Genomic DNA, 15,970 nt, shown 5'->3' with positions numbered 1-15,970 from the left:
AGTTCGCGTAGGTAGTCGCGTGATGAACCGTACTGTTTAAAGCCGGATGCGCATCGAGAAGGGCGAACAAGCCGTGGCGAGCGGCCCGTGGCGGATTGGCGGAGCGCTGGCGCGCACGGGTCGCGCAGCAGGCTTGTTCGCGCTGCTCAGGCGAGCCAGCGCTTGCGCCGGCGATAGCTCTTTACGTCACGGAAGGAGCTTCTCCCGCCGCCCTCTCCATCATTCGCGGCGACGCCCAGGTAGAACTCCTTCACATCCTCATTCGTGCGCAGCGCCTCGGCCGCGCCATCCATCACCACGCGGCCGTTCTCCAGGATGTAGCCGTAGTCCGCATAGCGCAGCGCCACCATGGTGTTCTGCTCGGCCAGCAGGAAGCTGACCTTCTCGCGCTGGTTCAGGTCGCGCACGATCTCGAAGATCTCCTCCACGATCTGTGGCGCCAGCCCCATCGATGGCTCATCGAGCAGGATCATGCTGGGCTTGGCCATCATGGCCCGGCCGATCGCGCACATCTGCTGCTCGCCGCCCGAGGTGTAGCCCGCCTGCGACTTGCGGCGCGTCTTCAGGCGTGGGAAGTAATCGTAGATGCGCTCCAGCGCATCGCGTGTTTCGCTGCGCGACAAGCCGCGCGTATAGGCGCCGGTCAGCAGGTTTTCCTCCAGCGTCAGGTGCGCGAAGCAATGCCGCCCCTCCATCACCTGGATCACCCCGCGCTTGACCAGCTCGTTGGGCGTGAGCCGGTCGACCCGGTTGCCGCGGTACTCGATCGAGCCCTTGGTGACATCGCCGCGCTCGGCATGCAGCAGGTTGGAGATGGCCTTGAGCGTGGTGGTCTTGCCCGCGCCGTTTGCGCCCAGCAGCGCCACGATCCGCCCCTCGGGCACGTCGAGGGAAACGCCCTTGAGCACCAGGATGACGTGGTCGTAGATGACTTCGATATTGTTGACGGACAACAGGCTCATGGTGCGGCTCGGTTGGTGGTTCCTGGCTGGCTTCATCTCCGCTCGCCCGCATGCGGGCGAGCGGAGTCGACAACAATCAACAAACGCCTTGCAGCGCCCGGATCAAGACTTCATGCACGCAGGCGAGATGCCCTTCTCTTTCGCGAACTGCGCGGCACTCGCCTTGAACAGCGGATGGATCAGGTTCTTGTTGCCTTCGATCCAGTCCGACACCACCACCCACTTGGTGCCATCCCACTGCTGGATCTTCACCTTGCCCGAGCCTTCGTGGTTGTCGCAGCTGGTCTTGATCTCCGGCAGCAAGCCCGTGGCGCCCAGCTGCTGCAGGCGCGCATTGTTCACGTTCAGGTTCTCGAATGCCCAGCGCATGTCTTCGCCGCTCATGACCTTGCCCTTGCCGTACTTGGCCTGCGCCACGCGGATCGCTTCCACCGTCACCACGGCCGCGGACACCCCACGGTTGTAGAGCACCGAGCCAACCTTGTTGCGGTCCTGCATATTGCCCTTGCCGGCGCCGTAGACCACCTTGTCGATATCGGCGATCAGCGGCACGCCCTTGCCCGCCACGTTCCAGGTTGCGCTCATATAGCCCTTGGCGGCATCGCCGGCAGGCACGGTGTCTTCTTCCGAACCTGCCCACCACGAGCCAATCATCTTGTCGCGTGCGAAGCCCACCTTTTGCGCCGCCTTGAGCGCGGTCTGGTTCATCACGCCCCAGCCCCAGAAGATCACGTAGTCAGGATTCTCCTGGCGGATCTTCAGCCACTGCGCGCCCTGCTCGTTGCCGGGGTGCGCCACCGGGATCTCGACCAGGTTGAACTTGCCGAGCTTGGCTTCGGCTTCCAGCGCCACGATCGGCTCCTTGCCATAGGCGGAGTCGTGATACAGGTAGACGATCTTCTTGCCGGCTAGCGAGCCGCCGTTCTTGCCCGCCAGGAACTTGACGATGGCCGAGACTTGCATCTGGTAGGTGGTGACCAGCGGGAAGGCGTAGGGGAAGACCGAACCGTCGACCGCATCGGTGCGGCCATAGCCCATCATCACCAGCGGCACCTTGTCGGCCGCGGTCTTGTCCACCAGCGCGTAGGAGATGCCGGTCGACATGGTGTGGTACGCGGTGCCCTTGCTGAGGGGGCTCTTGCCCTTGAGCCGCTCATAGCACTCCACGCCCTTGGCGTTGTTGTACTCCGTCTCGCACTCTTCCCACGACAGCTTGACGCCGTTCACGCCCCCGTCCTTGAGGTTGACGTAGTTCAGGTAGTCGACGAAGCCGCCATAAAAGGACTGTCCGTTGGCGCCATAGGGGCCGACGCGATAGCTGGGCAGCGCGACGAACTGCTCGCCGCTTTGTGCCTGCACCGCCAGCGGCGCCAGCAGCGCGGCCGATGCTCCCATCGCCAGGGCTATGCGCTGCAGATTGCGAATCAGGATGGTCATGACAGTCTCCTTCACCTTGGCAGGTGTGTTTGTTATGGAATACCCGTTTGTCTTGTTCCGAACCAAAAAACGTCAATGCGATGAGACTTAATGGGGGAATGGCCAGAGCCGCAGCTTCTCCTTCGCGATCTGCCACAGCCGTGCCAGGCCATGCGGCTCCACCACCAGGAAGAAGATGATCAGCCCGCCGAACACCATCAACTGGATATGCGACACGGCGGCGTTGGTAAAGGGCAGGTGCAGCAGCGCGGCCAGCGGCGGCAGCGCGATGTCCAGGAAGATCGGCAGCAGCAGGATGAAGGCCGCGCCCAGGAACGAGCCAAGGATGCTGCCCACGCCGCCGATGATGATCATGAACAGCACGCGGAAGGAAAGGTCGAGCGAGAAACCGTCCGGCTCGACCGAGCCCAGGTAGCAGAACGCATAGAGCGCGCCCGCCACGCCGCAGTAGAACGAGCTGACGGCAAAGGCCAGCAGCTTGGTGCGCATCAGCGGAATGCCGATCACCTCCGCCGCCACGTCCATGTCGCGCACCGACATCCAGGCACGCCCGGTGGAGGAGCGCACCAGGTTCTTGGCCACGATGGCCAGCACCGTCACCAGCATCAGCACGAAGAGGTACTTCTTCACCGGTGTATCGATGGCGATGCCGAACAGGCTCAACTGCTGCGCGGTGATCACGCCCGATGAGCTGTTGTTGGAGAACCAGGGAAACTTGGTCAGCGCCCACACCACGAAGAACTGCGCCGCCAGCGTCGCCACCGCAAGGTAGAAGCCCTTGATGCGCAGCGACGGCAAGCCGAACGCCACGCCTACCATCGCCGCCGATAAGCCGGCGAGGATAAAGGTCAGCAGCACCGGCAGGCCCTCGATGCGCAGCTGGAAGTTGTAGGCCGCGTAAGCGCCCACCGCCATGAAGGCCGCGGTGCCAAGCGAGAGCTGCCCCGCGTAGCCCGTGAGGATATTGAGCCCGAGCGCGGCCAGCGCGAAGATCAGGAACGGGATCAGGATGGCCGAGAACCAGTACTCCGAACCCAGCAGCGGGATCGCCACGAAGGCCACCGCCATCAGCACCGCAAAGCCGATGCGGTCCTGGCGGATGGGGAAGATCTGGCTATCGGCAACGTAGGTGGTCTTGAACTGGCCGGATTCACGGTAGAACATGTTTTCTCTCCTGAGGCGCGGGCCGGTCAGACACGATCGATGTGTTTCTCACCGAACAGCCCCTCGGGCCGCACCAGCAGGAACAACAGCGCAAACACATAGGGGAACCAGCCTTCGATGCCACCGAAGTTGCCGCCGAACGCGGACTGGAACACGGGCGGGATATAGATCTCGGCCAGCTTCTCCGAAGCCCCGATGATCAGCCCGCCAACGATGGCGCCGGGCACCGAGGTAAAACCGCCCAGGATCAGCACCGGCAACGCCTTCAACGCGGTCAGCGTCAGCGCAAACTGCACGCCATTGCGCGAGCCCCACAGCATGCCCGCCACCAGCGCCACGAAGCCCGCCACGCCCCAGACAATGGCCCAGATATGCTGCAGCGGAATCCCCAGCGACAGCGCGGCCTGGTGATCGTCCGCCACCGCGCGCAATGCACGGCCCACCTTGGTGTACTGGAAGAACAGCGCCAGCGTGCCCACCAGGATGGCGGCGATGCCCGCCGCCGCCAGGTCGAACTTGGATACCACGATATTGAAGCGCGTCAGGATGGCTTCGATGGGCTCGTCGACGATGCCAAGGTTGATCGGGCGCACTTCATTGCCGAACAACAACGGCCCCAGCCCCTCAAGGAAGAAGGACAGCCCGATGGTGGCCATGAACAGCGTGATGGGTGGCTGGTTCACCAGCTTGCGCAGCACCAGCCGTTCGGTGCTGATGCCGACCACCACCATCACGCCAAACGCGCCGATCACGGCCGCCCACATTGGCAGGCCCTTGTCCATCAGCCCCACCACCGCCAGCGCGGCAAAGTACACCATCGCGCCCTGCGCGAAGTTGAACACGCCCGATGCCTTGTAGATCAGCACGAACCCGAGCGCCACCAGCGAGTACATCAACCCCGACAATAAGCCGCCGATCAGGATTTCAAAGAAGAACGTCATGGTTGTCCTTGTCTTGCAGCTGCATCAGTGACCAGCGCCCAGATAGGCGCGAATCACATCCGGGTTGGCCTTCACCGCTTCCGGCGTGCCGTCGCCGATCTTCTTGCCGTAGTCCAGCACCACCACACGGTCGGAGATGTCCATCACCACGCCCATGTCGTGCTCGATCAGCACGATGGTGGTACCGAACTGATGGTTCACGTCCAGGATGAAGCGGCACATGTCCTGCTTCTCTTCCACGTTCATGCCGGCCATCGGCTCGTCGAGCAGCAGCATCGAAGGCTCAGCCGCCAGCGCACGTGCCAGCTCCACGCGCTTTTGCAAGCCGTAGGGCAGGCGCCCCACCGGCGTCTTGCGGATCGCCTGGATCTCGAGGAAATCGATCACCTCCTCGACCTTGCGCCGGTGCTGCATTTCCTCGTTGCGCGCCGGGCCCCACCACAGCGCATTGGCCAGCAGGCCGCTGCGGAACCTGGTGTTGCGCCCGGTCATGATGTTGTCGAGCACGGTCATGCCCTTGAACAGCGCGATATTCTGGAAAGTGCGCGCGATGCCCTGGCGCGCCGCGGCGGTGGGATGCATCTTGCGCCGTTCCTCGCCACGAAACACGATGCGCCCTTGCTGCGGGTGGTAGACCCCGTTGATCACGTTGAGCATCGAGCTCTTGCCCGCGCCGTTGGGGCCGATGATGGCGCGGATCTCATGCTCGCGCACGTCAAACGAGATATCGGTCAACGCCTTCACACCGCCGAAGGCCAACGAAATATTCTGCAGGTCGAGTATCACGTCGCCGGCCTTGCGCACCTGCGCATGCTCCATCTGAACCCCGCCGAGCGCTTGTGCCGTTGCTGTTGCCCCAGCCCCCGCGGACGCGCCGCTCCACGCCGGCTGGCCATCGCCGCCGCGCCCCACGCCTTGCCATGCCATTTGCGTCATCCTCTCGCCCCTGCTCATGCTGCGCGCTTCGCACCGGCGGTGGCCGGGGGGAAGCGCTTTACATCGACCAGCTTCAACGTGGCCGAGACGCTGCCTTCACGCCCGTCCTCGAACTTCACGCGCGTCTCGATGAACTGCTCCGGCTTGCCGGCGTACAGCGCTTCGATCAGCGACGCGTATTTCTCGGCGATATAGCCACGACGCACCTTGCGCGTGCGGGTGAGCTCATCGTCGTCCGGATCGAGTTCCTTGTGCAGGATCAGGAAGCGCGAAACCTGCGAGCCAGCCAGCATGGCATCGGCGGCAAGGTCGGCATTCACCTGCTCGACGCACTCGCCGATCATGGCGATCACCTCTGGCTGCGCCGCCAGGTCGATGTAGCCCGCATAGGCCAGGTGGCGCCGCTCGGCCCAGTTGCCCACGGCATCGAAATCGATGTTGATGAACGCGCAGACGCTGTCGCGGCCGGTGCCGAACGCCACCGCTTCCTTGATATAGGGAAAGAACTTGAGCTTGTTCTCGATGTACTTGGGCGCGAACATGGCGCCGTCGGACAGCTTGCCCACGTCCTTCGCGCGATCGATGATCTTGAGGTGGCCATCGGCGTCGATCACGCCAGCATCGCCGGTCATGAAATAGCCTTGGTCGTTGATCGCCTCGCGGGTGGCATCCTCGCGCTTGTAGTAGGCCTTCAACAAGCCCACGCCACGCACCAGCACTTCGCCGTTCTCGGCAATGCGGATCTCCATGCCCGGCGCGGCGGGCCCGACCGAATCGAACTTGACCTTGCCGTCCGGCTGCAGGCAGACATAGGCGCAGGTTTCGGTCTGGCCGTAGAACTGCTTGAGGTTGACGCCGATGGAGCGATAGAAGCGGAACAGGTCCGGGCCAATCGCCTCGCCCGCCGTGTAGCCCACGCGGATGCGGCTCATGCCGAGCACATTGCGCAGCGGCCCGAAGATCAGCGCCTCGCCGGCCGCGTAGCGCAGGCGGTCGGCCAACGGCACCGGATTGCCATCGAGGATGTCGGTGCCGCAGCGGCGCGCCACGCCCATGGCCCAGTGAAAGAGCTTGCGCTTGATCCAGCCCGCATCTTCCATGCGGATCATCACCTGCGTGAGCAGGTTTTCATAGATGCGCGGTGGCGCGAAGTAATAGGTGGGACCGATCTCGCGCAGGTCGGTCATCACCGTCTCGCGCGACTCCGGGCAGTTCACGGTAAAGCCCGCCACCATGGCCTGCGCGTACGAGAACAGGTTGTCGCCCACCCATGCCATCGGCAGGTAGGACAGCACATCGCCCTTCGCGGTCAGGCCATCGAACGCGCAGCCGTTGCGCGCCGCGCCGATCAGGCCGCGATGCGAGTGGCACACACCCTTGGGCTTGCCGGTGGTGCCGGAGGTGTAGAGGATGATGGCGGTATCGTCAGGCTCGCCCGCGGCAACGGCCGCATCGAAGTAGCCGGGATTGGCGCGATCGAACTCGCGGCCGATCTCCTGCAGGCGCTGGTAAGACATCAACGCCGGATGATCGTAGTCGCGCAGCCCGCGTGGGTCTTCATAGATGATGTGGCGCACCTTGCGGCCCTGCGCGGCAAGCTGCTCCTCCACCTCCAGCAGCTTGTCCACCTGCTCCTGGTCCTCCACGATGGCGAAGTCGATCTCGGCATCGTTCAGCACATAGATCATCTCGCCGGCAATGGCATCCTGGTAAAGCGGCACCGGCACGCCGCCCATGGACTGCGCCGCGCTCATGGCCCAGTACAGGCGCGGCCGGTTGTCGCCGACCACCGCCAGGTTCATGCCGCGGGCAAAGCCCAGCGCAGCCAGGCCGCACGCTAGCGCGCGCACCTCCTGCGCGGTCTGCGCCCAGCTATAGGTTTGCCAGATCCCGAGATCCTTCTCACGGTAAGCCGGGCTTTCCGGCCGCTGCTGCGCATGCGCAAGCAACAAGCGCGGGAAGGTCGTCGCCGACGGTTCCTGCATGGATATCTCCTGTCCCTCCGGCGCGGGGGTCCGCCACCGGTGCCAAGCCTGCTGCCGCTGGTTATACTTGGCCTGTTTTGCCCGGCGGTGTTTGTGCCGCGACGCAACAAGCCCGCCGCGCCTGTCCTGGCGCGCATTCGCGGTTCGTGGTGATCGTAAGATAGTCCATGCCATTTCCCCCGGTTGTCACGCCGATGACAATTCCGGGTTAATCCCTACGGGAAGGTTCCCAGGCCATGCTCAACGATTTCGTCGACCGCTGCGTGTGGGCAGCCGACCTCAGCGAAGAACAACGCGACATCGTCCGCCGCGCCATGTGCGTGCGCGAATATAGCCAGGGCGACTATGTCTGCCATAAAGGCGATATGGCGGAACACTGGCTGGGTGTGCTGGAAGGGATCGTCAAGATCACTACCGTATCGCCTTCCGGCAAGTCGGTCACATTCACCGGCGTGCCTACGGGAGGCTGGTTTGGCGAAGGTGCCGTGCTCAAGGGCGAAATCCGCAAGTATGACGTGATGGCGCTGCGGCGCTCGCGCATTGCGTTCCTGCCGCGCGAGACTTTTCAGTGGTTGCTGGATACCAGCTTGCCGTTCACGCGGTTCCTGCTGACGCAGTTCAATGAGCGGCTGGGACAGTTCATTGCCGCCGTGGAATACGAGCGGCTGCTCGATATCGATTCGCGTGTGGCGCGCGCCGTGTCGTCGCTGTTCAATGAGCACCTGTACCCTGGCCTGGGAACCACGCTGGAGATTTCGCAGGAAGAAATCGGACTGCTGGCGGGCATATCGCGGCAGCGGGCCAACCAGGCGCTGAAGGTGCTGGAGCAGCAGGGACTGGTGAAGGTCGACTATGGCGTGATCGAGGTATTGGACCTGGAAGGGCTGCGGCAGTACGGCGAGTAGGGCCGCCACGCCCCTCGCAGCCATCTTGCGGCATAGCCCGATGCGGCGTGGCGCGCAGTCAACGGAATACGCTGACCGCTTCCACCAGCCGGTTGGCCTGTTGTTTCAGGCTCTGTGCGGCGGCCGCGCTCTGCTCCACCAGCGCCGCGTTTTGCTGGGTGATGCGGTCGAGGTCGCCGATGGCATCGCCAACCTGGCTGATGCCCGCGCTCTGCTCGGACGTAGCCAGGCTGATCTCGGCGATCAGGTCGGAGACGCGCCGGACCTGGGCCACGATGTTATCCATGGTCTGGCCGGCGTCGTTGACCAGTTGCGCCCCCGAGTCGACCTTTTCCACGCTGGCGCCGATCAGCGCCTTGATCTCCTTGGCCGCGCTGGCGCTGCGCTGCGCGAGCCCGCGCACCTCGCCGGCCACCACCGCGAAGCCCCTGCCCTGTTCCCCGGCCCGCGCGGCTTCCACCGCGGCATTCAGCGCAAGGATATTGGTCTGGAAGGCGATGCCGTCGATCACGCTGATGATGTCGCCGATCCGCTTCGAGCTGCTGCTGATTTCCTCCATGGTCGCCACCACCTGCGACATCGCCTTGCCGCCCTTGGCCGCCTCGGTACTGGCGGAGCCGGACAACTCGTTTGCCTGCGCCGCGGTCTCGGCATTGCTCTTGACCGTGGCCGTCATCTGCGTCATCGACGACGCCGTATCCTGTACGTTGGATGCCGCCTGCTCGGTACGCACGCTCAGGTCGCCATTGCCCTGCGCGATCTCGCTGCTTGCGCCTTGCACGTTCAGCACCTGCTCGCTCACATCGTCGATCAGCCAGCGAAACATCAGGCCAAGCTGGCTGATCGTGCGCAGCGTCATGCCGATCTCGTCCACGCGGTCCAGATGCTCGACCTGCTGGCTTTCGCCGGACGCCACGCGCAGGGCCTGTGCCATGACCCGCTCCAATGGCCGCGAGATCTGCGCCTCCAGCCAGCCGGAGACCAGCAGCAACATGGCGGCGACGATGCCGCCCAGGCCGGCCAGCGGCATCCCGCTCATGCCAAGCGCCGCGGCACCAATGACCGAGGCCGGCAGCAAGGTTGCCAGGGCGCCGCGGATGCGCCAGCGCACCGGCATGGTCTTGAAGGCCGACGCCCACCGCTTCCAGCCGCCCTGAATGATCAGACCCTTGTGAAAACGCCGTTGGCCCGCACTACCCTCGCGAAAGTCCTGGTAGAGCCGCCCGGCGGCGTCAATCTCCTCGCGCGAGGGCTTGGTGCGCACCGACATGTACCCCACCGGCTTGCCATTGCGCACTAGCGGCATGGCATTGGCACGTACCCAGTAATGGTCGCCGTCCTTGCGCCGGTTCTTCACCAGCGCCGTCCAGGGCTCGCCGCTCTTGAGCGTGGCCCACATATCGGCGAAGGCCTCGGCCGGCATATCCGGGTGCCGCACGATATTGTGGGGCTGGCCCTGGATTTCCTCGCGTGTGAATCCACTGACATCGACGAAGGCCGCGTTGGCATAGGCAATGCGGCTCTCGGTGTCGGTGGTCGACATCAGCGTCGCATTCTCAGGCAGTTCGTATTCGCGCTGCGAGACGGGTTGGTTGTTGCGCATAAAGATTCCCCATCGGTTTTCCAAAGCACGCGCGGCGCACAGGCTGTGCCACGACTGCGGCGGCGCGTAGTGCATCTCAGCGTTTACGGATATGTCTATACAAATCTTTAGCGATCAGGGATGAATAAGCCATTCATCTGGCTTTACCTTGATCGAGATTGATTTCACCTAGCATTTGTCGGATTTTTCGTCACCACAAGCTTGACAATATTTTTTAATACGATCGTGCTATTAAGAATAAATTGATATCGATTCTTATTTAAAAACCCAGGCAGACAGCAAATAGCCAGGAGCTGCAAGAGGCAGTTTTCATTGATCGCGACAGGCTGGAGAACCCCGCAGGCCGGGGCGTTGCGCGAACGAAAAAAAGCTGGCGACGGATCGCTCCGTTGCCAGCTTTCTTGGCTCCCCCCGCCTGTGAGGAAGGGGGACTTTCAGCCTTTTACTGCTTCAATGTCACTTGCTGTAGACGTACACACCGCGGCCCGTCTTGCGGCCGAGATAGCCCGCCGCCACCATTTCGCGCATCAGCATGGCCGGACGGTATTTCGGGTCGGCAAATTCGGTGTACAGCACCTCCATCACCGCCAGCATCGTATCCAGGCCGATCATGTCAGCCAGCGCCAGCGGGCCGATTGGGTGGTTGCAACCCAGCTTCATGCCTTCGTCGATTTCTTCCGGCGACGCCAGGCCTTCGCCCAGTACGCAGAACGCCTCATTGATCATCGGGCAGAGAATCCGGTTGACCACGAAACCCGGATTGTTCTTCACGGTGATCGGGTACTTGCCGAGGTTCTTCGACAGTTCTTCCACCAGCGCGTGCGTGGCATCGCTGGTCTGCAGGCCGCGGATCAACTCCACCAGGGCCATCATCGGCACGGGGTTGAAGAAGTGCATGCCGATGAAATTGCCCGGGCGGCTGGTGACGGCGGCCAGCTTGGTGATCGAGATCGATGAGGTGTTGGACGCGATGATCACGTTGTCGCCGACGATGCTGTCGATCTGCTTGAGGATCTTGACCTTGAGGTCGAAGTTCTCGGTAGCGGCTTCGATCACGATATCGGCGGCCTTGAGCGCGTCATAGGACGTGGAGCCCTTGATGCGCGCGAGTGCGGCGTCCTTGTCGGCTTCGCTGATCTTGTCTTTCTTGATCAGGCGATCCAGGCTGCTGCCCACGGTGGCGATGCCCTTGTTCACCGCTGCGTCGCTGATGTCCACCATCACTACGTCCAGGCCCACCACGGCGCACGCTTGCGCGATGCCGTTGCCCATGGTGCCGGCGCCTACGATGCCCACTGTCCTGATTCCCATCTTGTCTTCCTTGTTGCTGGTTGCTTGATTCTGGCGTGGCGCGCTGCGGTCACGGCGCACCGATGTATCTGGTCAGGCTTCGCGCAGCGCGGCAATGATGCGCTCGGCGTGCTGGCTGAGGATTTCCGGATCCTGCATGTCGCTGCCGTGGCCGCGCAGGGTGCGCTCGGCGTAGCGCGGCACGATGTGGAAATGCACGTGCGGCACGGTCTGGCCCGCGGCGGCGCCGTTGAACTGGCCGATCGAGATGCCGTCCGGCGAGAAGGCGGCGCGCACCGCGCGGGCGACGCGCTTGGTGGTGCGGATGGCGGCTTCGGCGCCAGCATCGGAAAGGTCGAACAACTCGGCGGCGGGTTCCTTGGTCACCACCAGTACGTGGCCATCCGACTGCGGCATGATGTCCATGAAGGCCATGGTGTCGGCGTCTTCATACACCTTGTTGCAAGGCAATTCGCCACGCAGGATGCGGGCGAAGATATTGTTGGGATCGTACACGGTACTCCTGATTGGTCTTGGTCTTGATCTTCGCTGGCGCTCGCTGCCCGCAAGGCGACGCGGCTGGCGCAAACGCCAAGTTTAACGCAGGGGCCTCGCACGAGACAGCCCCTGGCGGACGGATCACATATTGCGGCGGTACTGGCCTCCTACCTCAAACAATGCATGCGTGACCTGCCCGAGCGAGCACACGCGCACCGCATCCATCAGCACCGCAAACACATTGTCGTTGTCGATCACAGCCTGGCGCAGCCGCTGCAGCATGGCCGGCGCCGCATCCGCATGACGGGCGTGGAAGTCCGCCAGCCGCGCAAGTTGTCCCTGCTTCTCCTCTTCGCTGGAACGCGCCAGTTCGAGCGATTGCGGCGTAGCGTCGCCATTGGGATTGCGAAACGTATTGACGCCGATGATGGGCAGCGTGCCGTCGTGCTTGCGCTGCTCGTAGTACAGCGACTCGTCCTGGATCTTGCCTCGCTGGTAGCCCGTCTCCATCGCGCCGAGCACACCGCCGCGCTCGGCGATGCGCTCGAACTCCTGCATCACCGCGTCTTCCACCAGGTCGGTCAGCTCATCGATCAGGAAGCTGCCCTGGTTGGGGTTCTCGCATTTGGCCACGCCCCACTCGCGGTTGATGATGAGCTGGATCGCCAGCGCGCGGCGCACCGACTCGCCGGTGGGCGTGGTGATGGCTTCGTCGTACGCGTTGGTGTGCAGCGAATTGCAGTTGTCGTAGATGGCGATCAGCGCCTGCAGCGTGGTGCGGATGTCGTTGAAGTCGATCTCCTGCGCGTGCAGCGAGCGCCCGGAAGTCTGGATGTGGTACTTGAGCTTCTGGCTGCGTTCATTGGCGCCGTACTTGTCGCGCAGCGTCACCGCCCAGATGCGGCGCGCCACGCGGCCCAGCACGCTGTATTCCGGGTCCATGCCGTTGGAGAAGAAGAACGACAGGTTGGGCGCGAAGTCATCGATATGCATGCCGCGCGCCAGGTACGCCTCCACATAGGTGAAGCCGTTGGACAGCGTGAACGCCAGTTGCGAGATCGGGTTCGCTCCCGCCTCCGCGATGTGATAGCCGGAAATCGACACCGAGTAGAAATTGCGCACCTGGTGATGGACGAAGTACGCCTGGATATCGCCCATCACCTTGAGCGAGAACTCGGTCGAGAAAATGCAGGTGTTCTGGCCCTGGTCTTCCTTGAGGATGTCGGCCTGCACCGTGCCGCGCACGTTCTGCAGCACCCACGCGCGGATCTTGGCTTCCTCGTCGGCGGTGGGCTCGCGGCTGTTGTCGGCGCGGAATTTGTCGAGCTGCTGGTCGATGGCGGTGTTCATGAACATCGCCAGGATGGTGGGCGCGGGCCCGTTGATGGTCATCGACACCGAGGTCGACGGGCTGGTGAGGTCGAAGCCGTCGTACAGCACCTTCATGTCGTCGAGCGTGGCGATCGACACGCCCGAGTTGCCGACCTTGCCGTAGATGTCCGGGCGGGTATGCGGATCCTCGCCGTACAGCGTGACAGAATCGAAGGCGGTGGACAGGCGCTTGGCATCCAGGCCCTCGGAGACCAGCCTGAAGCGCCGGTTGGTGCGAAAGGCATCGCCCTCGCCGGCAAACATGCGGGTGGGGTCTTCGTTCTCGCGCTTGAAGGCGAACACACCGGCGGTGTAGGGGAAGCTGCCAGGCACGTTCTCGCGCAGCAGCCACTTGAGCACTTCGCCATCGTCCTCGAAGCGCGGCAGCACCACCTTGCGCACCGTGGTGCCGGACAAGGTCGTGGTGGTGAGCGCGGTACGGATTTCCTTGTCGCGGATCTTCACCACGTATTCGTCGCCGCTGTAGGCCTTGCGCATCTCCGGCCACATCGCCAGCAGCTTGCGCTCCTGCGCGCCGAGCGCGGCGTCGCGCTCGGTGGCGAGAGCCTGCAGCGCTTCGCCCTGGCCCTCTTGACCGGAGGCCGCCAGCAGCATGCGGCGCGCCTCGCGCAGTTGCTGGCGCTCGCGCGCCAGCCGGCTCTGCGCGTCCACGCGGCGATGATAAGCGCGCACCGTGTCGGCGATCTCGGCCAGATAGCGGTTGCGCGCCGGCGGGACGATCACGTTCTGGCCGGTGGAGACACGTCCGCTCAACTGCGGCAGCACACCGGCCGGCGCACGCATGCCGCGCGCGCACAGCGCTTCGCGCAGGCCCTGGTAGAGCATGGTCACGCCGTCGTCGTTAAAGCGCGACGCCTGGGTGCCGTACACCGGCATCTCCTCGGGCTTGGCATGCCACTGCTCGCGGTTGCGCTGCACCTGCTTGGCCACGTCGCGCCACGCGTCCTGCGCGCCCTTGCGGTCGAACTTGTTGATGGCGACAAAATCCGCGAAGTCCAGCATGTCGATCTTCTCGAGCTGGCTGGCCGCGCCAAACTCCGGGGTCATCACGTAGAGCGACAGGTCCACGTGCGCAACGATGGCCGCGTCTCCCTGCCCGATGCCCGAGGTCTCGACGATGATCAGGTCGAAGCCGGCCACCTTGCAGGCCGCCAGCACATCGGGCAGCGCCCGCGAGATCTCCGAGCCGGCCTCGCGCGTGGCCATCGAGCGCATGAAGATGTGCGGATGGTTGATCGCGTTCATGCGGATGCGGTCGCCCAGCAGCGCGCCGCCGGACTTGCGGCGCGACGGGTCGATCGAGATCACCGCGATGGACAGCGCATCGCGCTGGTCCAGCCGGATGCGGCGGATCAGCTCATCGGTCAGCGAGGATTTGCCCGCGCCGCCGGTGCCGGTGATGCCGAGCACGGGCGTCTTCACCTTGGCCGCCTCGGCGCGCAGGGTGTCGGCCAGCGCGGGATCCGCCTTGCCGTTTTCCAGTGCCGTGATCAGCTGCGCGAGCGCGCGGCGGTCGCCGCCTCTCATCGCATCGAGCGTGGTGGGGGCATAGCGCGCCAGGTCGATATCGCAGCGCTGCACCATGTCGGCGATCATGCCCGCCAGGCCCAGGCGCTGGCCGTCCTCCGGGCTGAAGATCCGTGCCACGCCGTAGGCTTGCAACTCGCGGATCTCGTCCGCCACGATCACGCCGCCGCCGCCGCCGAACAACTGGATGTGCTCGCCGCCGCGCTGGCGCAGCAGGTCCACCATGTACTTGAAATACTCGACGTGGCCGCCCTGGTAACTGGAGATGGCGATGCCCTGCACGTCTTCCTGCAAGGCCGCGCTGACCACCTCTTGCACCGAGCGGTTATGCCCCAGATGGATCACCTCGCAGCCCGAGGACTGCAGGATGCGCCGCATGATGTTGATGGAAGCGTCGTGGCCGTCGAACAGCGAGGCCGCGGTGACGAAGCGCACCTTGTTGACGGGCCCTTTCGGTCCCTGCGCGTGATGGGGAGCACCCGGTTGAGCGCCGGGTTGAGCGCCGGGTTGAGCGCCCTTCTGCACATCGGAAAGATCGGTCATTGTCTCCACCATGTTCGGTGTTCTGGCTGGTCGCATGACGTCCATGGCTGCCGCTCTGGAGGCGGCTCGGATCTGACACGCGAGCGGTCTGGCTGGTGCCGGCGCAACGGCTTGATTATATGACGTTTACGTTAACGGCAATCAATCCACGGCAGCGCCGGATACCGCGCGGCGCGGCCAACCATATGAACATCCTCGCATAGTTGGCGCGACGATGTGGAGGGAGGGAGCGAGGCATCGGGGGAGTTCGACGCCGGCAAACGGCATTTTGGAGAGCGCACGACCAGACACTTGGCCAGGCTTCCACCAATACGGATGGGAGCGGGATGACCGGACACGCGCTGCGCGCGGTCCGGCCGAGATCCTCTCAGAGGCCCGGTTCCGGGCACTGGCCGGCACCGGAGCCACGGCGCTCGCCAAAGCGGCGCTTCAGCGCACTCGCCAGCCCGCCCAGCCAGCGCCACGACGACGGGGCCGGCGTCTCGGCCAGCGTGAAGCGCGCGCCCTCGCTTTCGCCGGACAACCAGACCCGGGCGCCGGCAGGCAGCGCAAAGACGGCTCCCGGCAGCAGCCAGATGTCCGCGTGGTGGCCTTCCACCGTGAGCCAAAGGCGGCCTTCGACCGCCTTCACGCGCTGGCCTTCGCGGGCGCGCCAGCTCACCGGCCGGCCCAGTTCATCGAATTCGAAGATCCTTAGTTCGCGCATTTCATCACTCCTGTTCTGCTGTTCTGCATGGCGGCCATGTCTCTCGTGCCCACCGGCCCGGCCAGTGCCGGCACTTCCGCC

At 64.1% G+C, this 15,970-nt stretch carries 12 protein-coding genes; 1 reads left to right on the top strand and 11 read right to left on the bottom strand.

Annotation, left to right across the window (positions count from 1 at the left end; translation table 11 throughout):
• Window positions 1–146: 146 nt before the first annotated feature.
• From AC1RQK_RS18650 to AC1RQK_RS18625, 6 genes are all read right to left on the bottom strand, one after another.
• Window positions 147–962 carry an ABC transporter ATP-binding protein gene (locus tag AC1RQK_RS18650; RefSeq protein ID WP_035875783.1) on the bottom strand — a complete coding sequence of 272 codons (816 nt, stop codon included), beginning with the start codon at window positions 960–962 and terminating at the stop codon, window positions 147–149.
• Window positions 963–1,064: 102 nt separating this feature from the next.
• Window positions 1,065–2,399, bottom strand: a complete 1,335-nt coding sequence (locus tag AC1RQK_RS18645) for an ABC transporter substrate-binding protein (protein WP_492810432.1) — start codon at window positions 2,397–2,399, stop codon at window positions 1,065–1,067.
• An 87-nt stretch (window positions 2,400–2,486) separates the two neighbouring features.
• Window positions 2,487–3,563, bottom strand: coding sequence for a branched-chain amino acid ABC transporter permease (locus AC1RQK_RS18640; RefSeq protein WP_492810430.1), 1,077 nt, complete (start codon window positions 3,561–3,563; stop codon window positions 2,487–2,489).
• A gap of 26 nt (window positions 3,564–3,589) precedes the next feature.
• The gene (locus tag AC1RQK_RS18635; RefSeq protein ID WP_492810428.1) at window positions 3,590–4,504 is read right to left on the bottom strand and encodes a branched-chain amino acid ABC transporter permease; all 915 of its coding nucleotides are present in this window, start codon (window positions 4,502–4,504) and stop codon (window positions 3,590–3,592) included.
• Between the two features lie 24 nt (window positions 4,505–4,528).
• Window positions 4,529–5,440: an ABC transporter ATP-binding protein gene (locus AC1RQK_RS18630; protein ID WP_150989595.1), complete on the bottom strand. Its 912-nt coding sequence runs from the start codon at window positions 5,438–5,440 to the stop codon at window positions 4,529–4,531.
• Window positions 5,441–5,454: 14 nt separating this feature from the next.
• Entirely contained in the window at window positions 5,455–7,425 is a 1,971-nt protein-coding gene (locus tag AC1RQK_RS18625; protein ID WP_492810426.1) for an AMP-dependent synthetase/ligase, read from the bottom strand.
• 236 nt (window positions 7,426–7,661) lie between these two features.
• On the opposite strand from AC1RQK_RS18625, the gene AC1RQK_RS18620 reads away from it, so the two are divergent.
• Window positions 7,662–8,330: a Crp/Fnr family transcriptional regulator gene (locus tag AC1RQK_RS18620; RefSeq protein WP_492375597.1), complete on the top strand. Its 669-nt coding sequence runs from the start codon at window positions 7,662–7,664 to the stop codon at window positions 8,328–8,330.
• A 58-nt stretch (window positions 8,331–8,388) separates the two neighbouring features.
• Here the strand turns inward: AC1RQK_RS18620 and AC1RQK_RS18615 are convergent, their stop codons facing one another.
• The 5 genes from AC1RQK_RS18615 to AC1RQK_RS18595 all read right to left on the bottom strand — a co-directional run bounded on the left by AC1RQK_RS18615 (window position 8,389) and on the right by AC1RQK_RS18595 (window position 15,889).
• Window positions 8,389–9,933 carry a methyl-accepting chemotaxis protein gene (locus AC1RQK_RS18615; RefSeq protein WP_492810424.1) on the bottom strand — a complete coding sequence of 515 codons (1,545 nt, stop codon included), beginning with the start codon at window positions 9,931–9,933 and terminating at the stop codon, window positions 8,389–8,391.
• 456 nt (window positions 9,934–10,389) lie between these two features.
• The gene (locus AC1RQK_RS18610) at window positions 10,390–11,244 is read right to left on the bottom strand and encodes a 3-hydroxybutyryl-CoA dehydrogenase (protein WP_492810422.1); all 855 of its coding nucleotides are present in this window, start codon (window positions 11,242–11,244) and stop codon (window positions 10,390–10,392) included.
• Window positions 11,245–11,316: 72 nt separating this feature from the next.
• Window positions 11,317–11,751 (bottom strand): HIT family protein, encoded by a 435-nt coding sequence (locus tag AC1RQK_RS18605; RefSeq protein WP_416050427.1) that lies wholly within the window; start codon window positions 11,749–11,751, stop codon window positions 11,317–11,319.
• Window positions 11,752–11,862: 111 nt separating this feature from the next.
• Window positions 11,863–15,183 (bottom strand): fused isobutyryl-CoA mutase/GTPase IcmF, encoded by a 3,321-nt coding sequence (gene icmF, locus AC1RQK_RS18600; protein ID WP_492810420.1) that lies wholly within the window; start codon window positions 15,181–15,183, stop codon window positions 11,863–11,865.
• A 367-nt stretch (window positions 15,184–15,550) separates the two neighbouring features.
• Window positions 15,551–15,889, bottom strand: coding sequence for a DUF2917 domain-containing protein (locus tag AC1RQK_RS18595; RefSeq protein ID WP_492810418.1), 339 nt, complete (start codon window positions 15,887–15,889; stop codon window positions 15,551–15,553).
• Window positions 15,890–15,970 lie beyond the last annotated feature (81 nt).

It is taken from the genome of Cupriavidus sp. GW822-FHT02D05, from assembly GCF_058802485.1.
The sequence above is the reverse complement of the archived record's forward strand: the minus strand, read 5'-3'. Positions and strand labels throughout refer to the sequence as shown.

What these genes read in the sequence shown, in the direction of transcription:
- icmF (WP_492810420.1), bottom strand. Translation starts at nt 15,183, where the DNA reads ATGACCGATCTTTCCGATGTGCAGAAGGGCGCTCAACCCGGCGCTCAA.
- AC1RQK_RS18635 (WP_492810428.1), bottom strand. Translation starts at nt 4,504, where the DNA reads ATGACGTTCTTCTTTGAAATCCTGATCGGCGGCTTATTGTCGGGGTTG.
- AC1RQK_RS18595 (WP_492810418.1), bottom strand. Translation starts at nt 15,889, where the DNA reads ATGCGCGAACTAAGGATCTTCGAATTCGATGAACTGGGCCGGCCGGTG.
- AC1RQK_RS18645 (WP_492810432.1), bottom strand. Translation starts at nt 2,399, where the DNA reads ATGACCATCCTGATTCGCAATCTGCAGCGCATAGCCCTGGCGATGGGA.
- AC1RQK_RS18620 (WP_492375597.1), top strand. Translation starts at nt 7,662, where the DNA reads ATGCTCAACGATTTCGTCGACCGCTGCGTGTGGGCAGCCGACCTCAGC.
- AC1RQK_RS18640 (WP_492810430.1), bottom strand. Translation starts at nt 3,563, where the DNA reads ATGTTCTACCGTGAATCCGGCCAGTTCAAGACCACCTACGTTGCCGAT.
- AC1RQK_RS18615 (WP_492810424.1), bottom strand. Translation starts at nt 9,933, where the DNA reads ATGCGCAACAACCAACCCGTCTCGCAGCGCGAATACGAACTGCCTGAG.
- AC1RQK_RS18610 (WP_492810422.1), bottom strand. Translation starts at nt 11,244, where the DNA reads ATGGGAATCAGGACAGTGGGCATCGTAGGCGCCGGCACCATGGGCAAC.
- AC1RQK_RS18625 (WP_492810426.1), bottom strand. Translation starts at nt 7,425, where the DNA reads ATGCAGGAACCGTCGGCGACGACCTTCCCGCGCTTGTTGCTTGCGCAT.
- AC1RQK_RS18630 (WP_150989595.1), bottom strand. Translation starts at nt 5,440, where the DNA reads ATGACGCAAATGGCATGGCAAGGCGTGGGGCGCGGCGGCGATGGCCAG.
- AC1RQK_RS18650 (WP_035875783.1), bottom strand. Translation starts at nt 962, where the DNA reads ATGAGCCTGTTGTCCGTCAACAATATCGAAGTCATCTACGACCACGTC.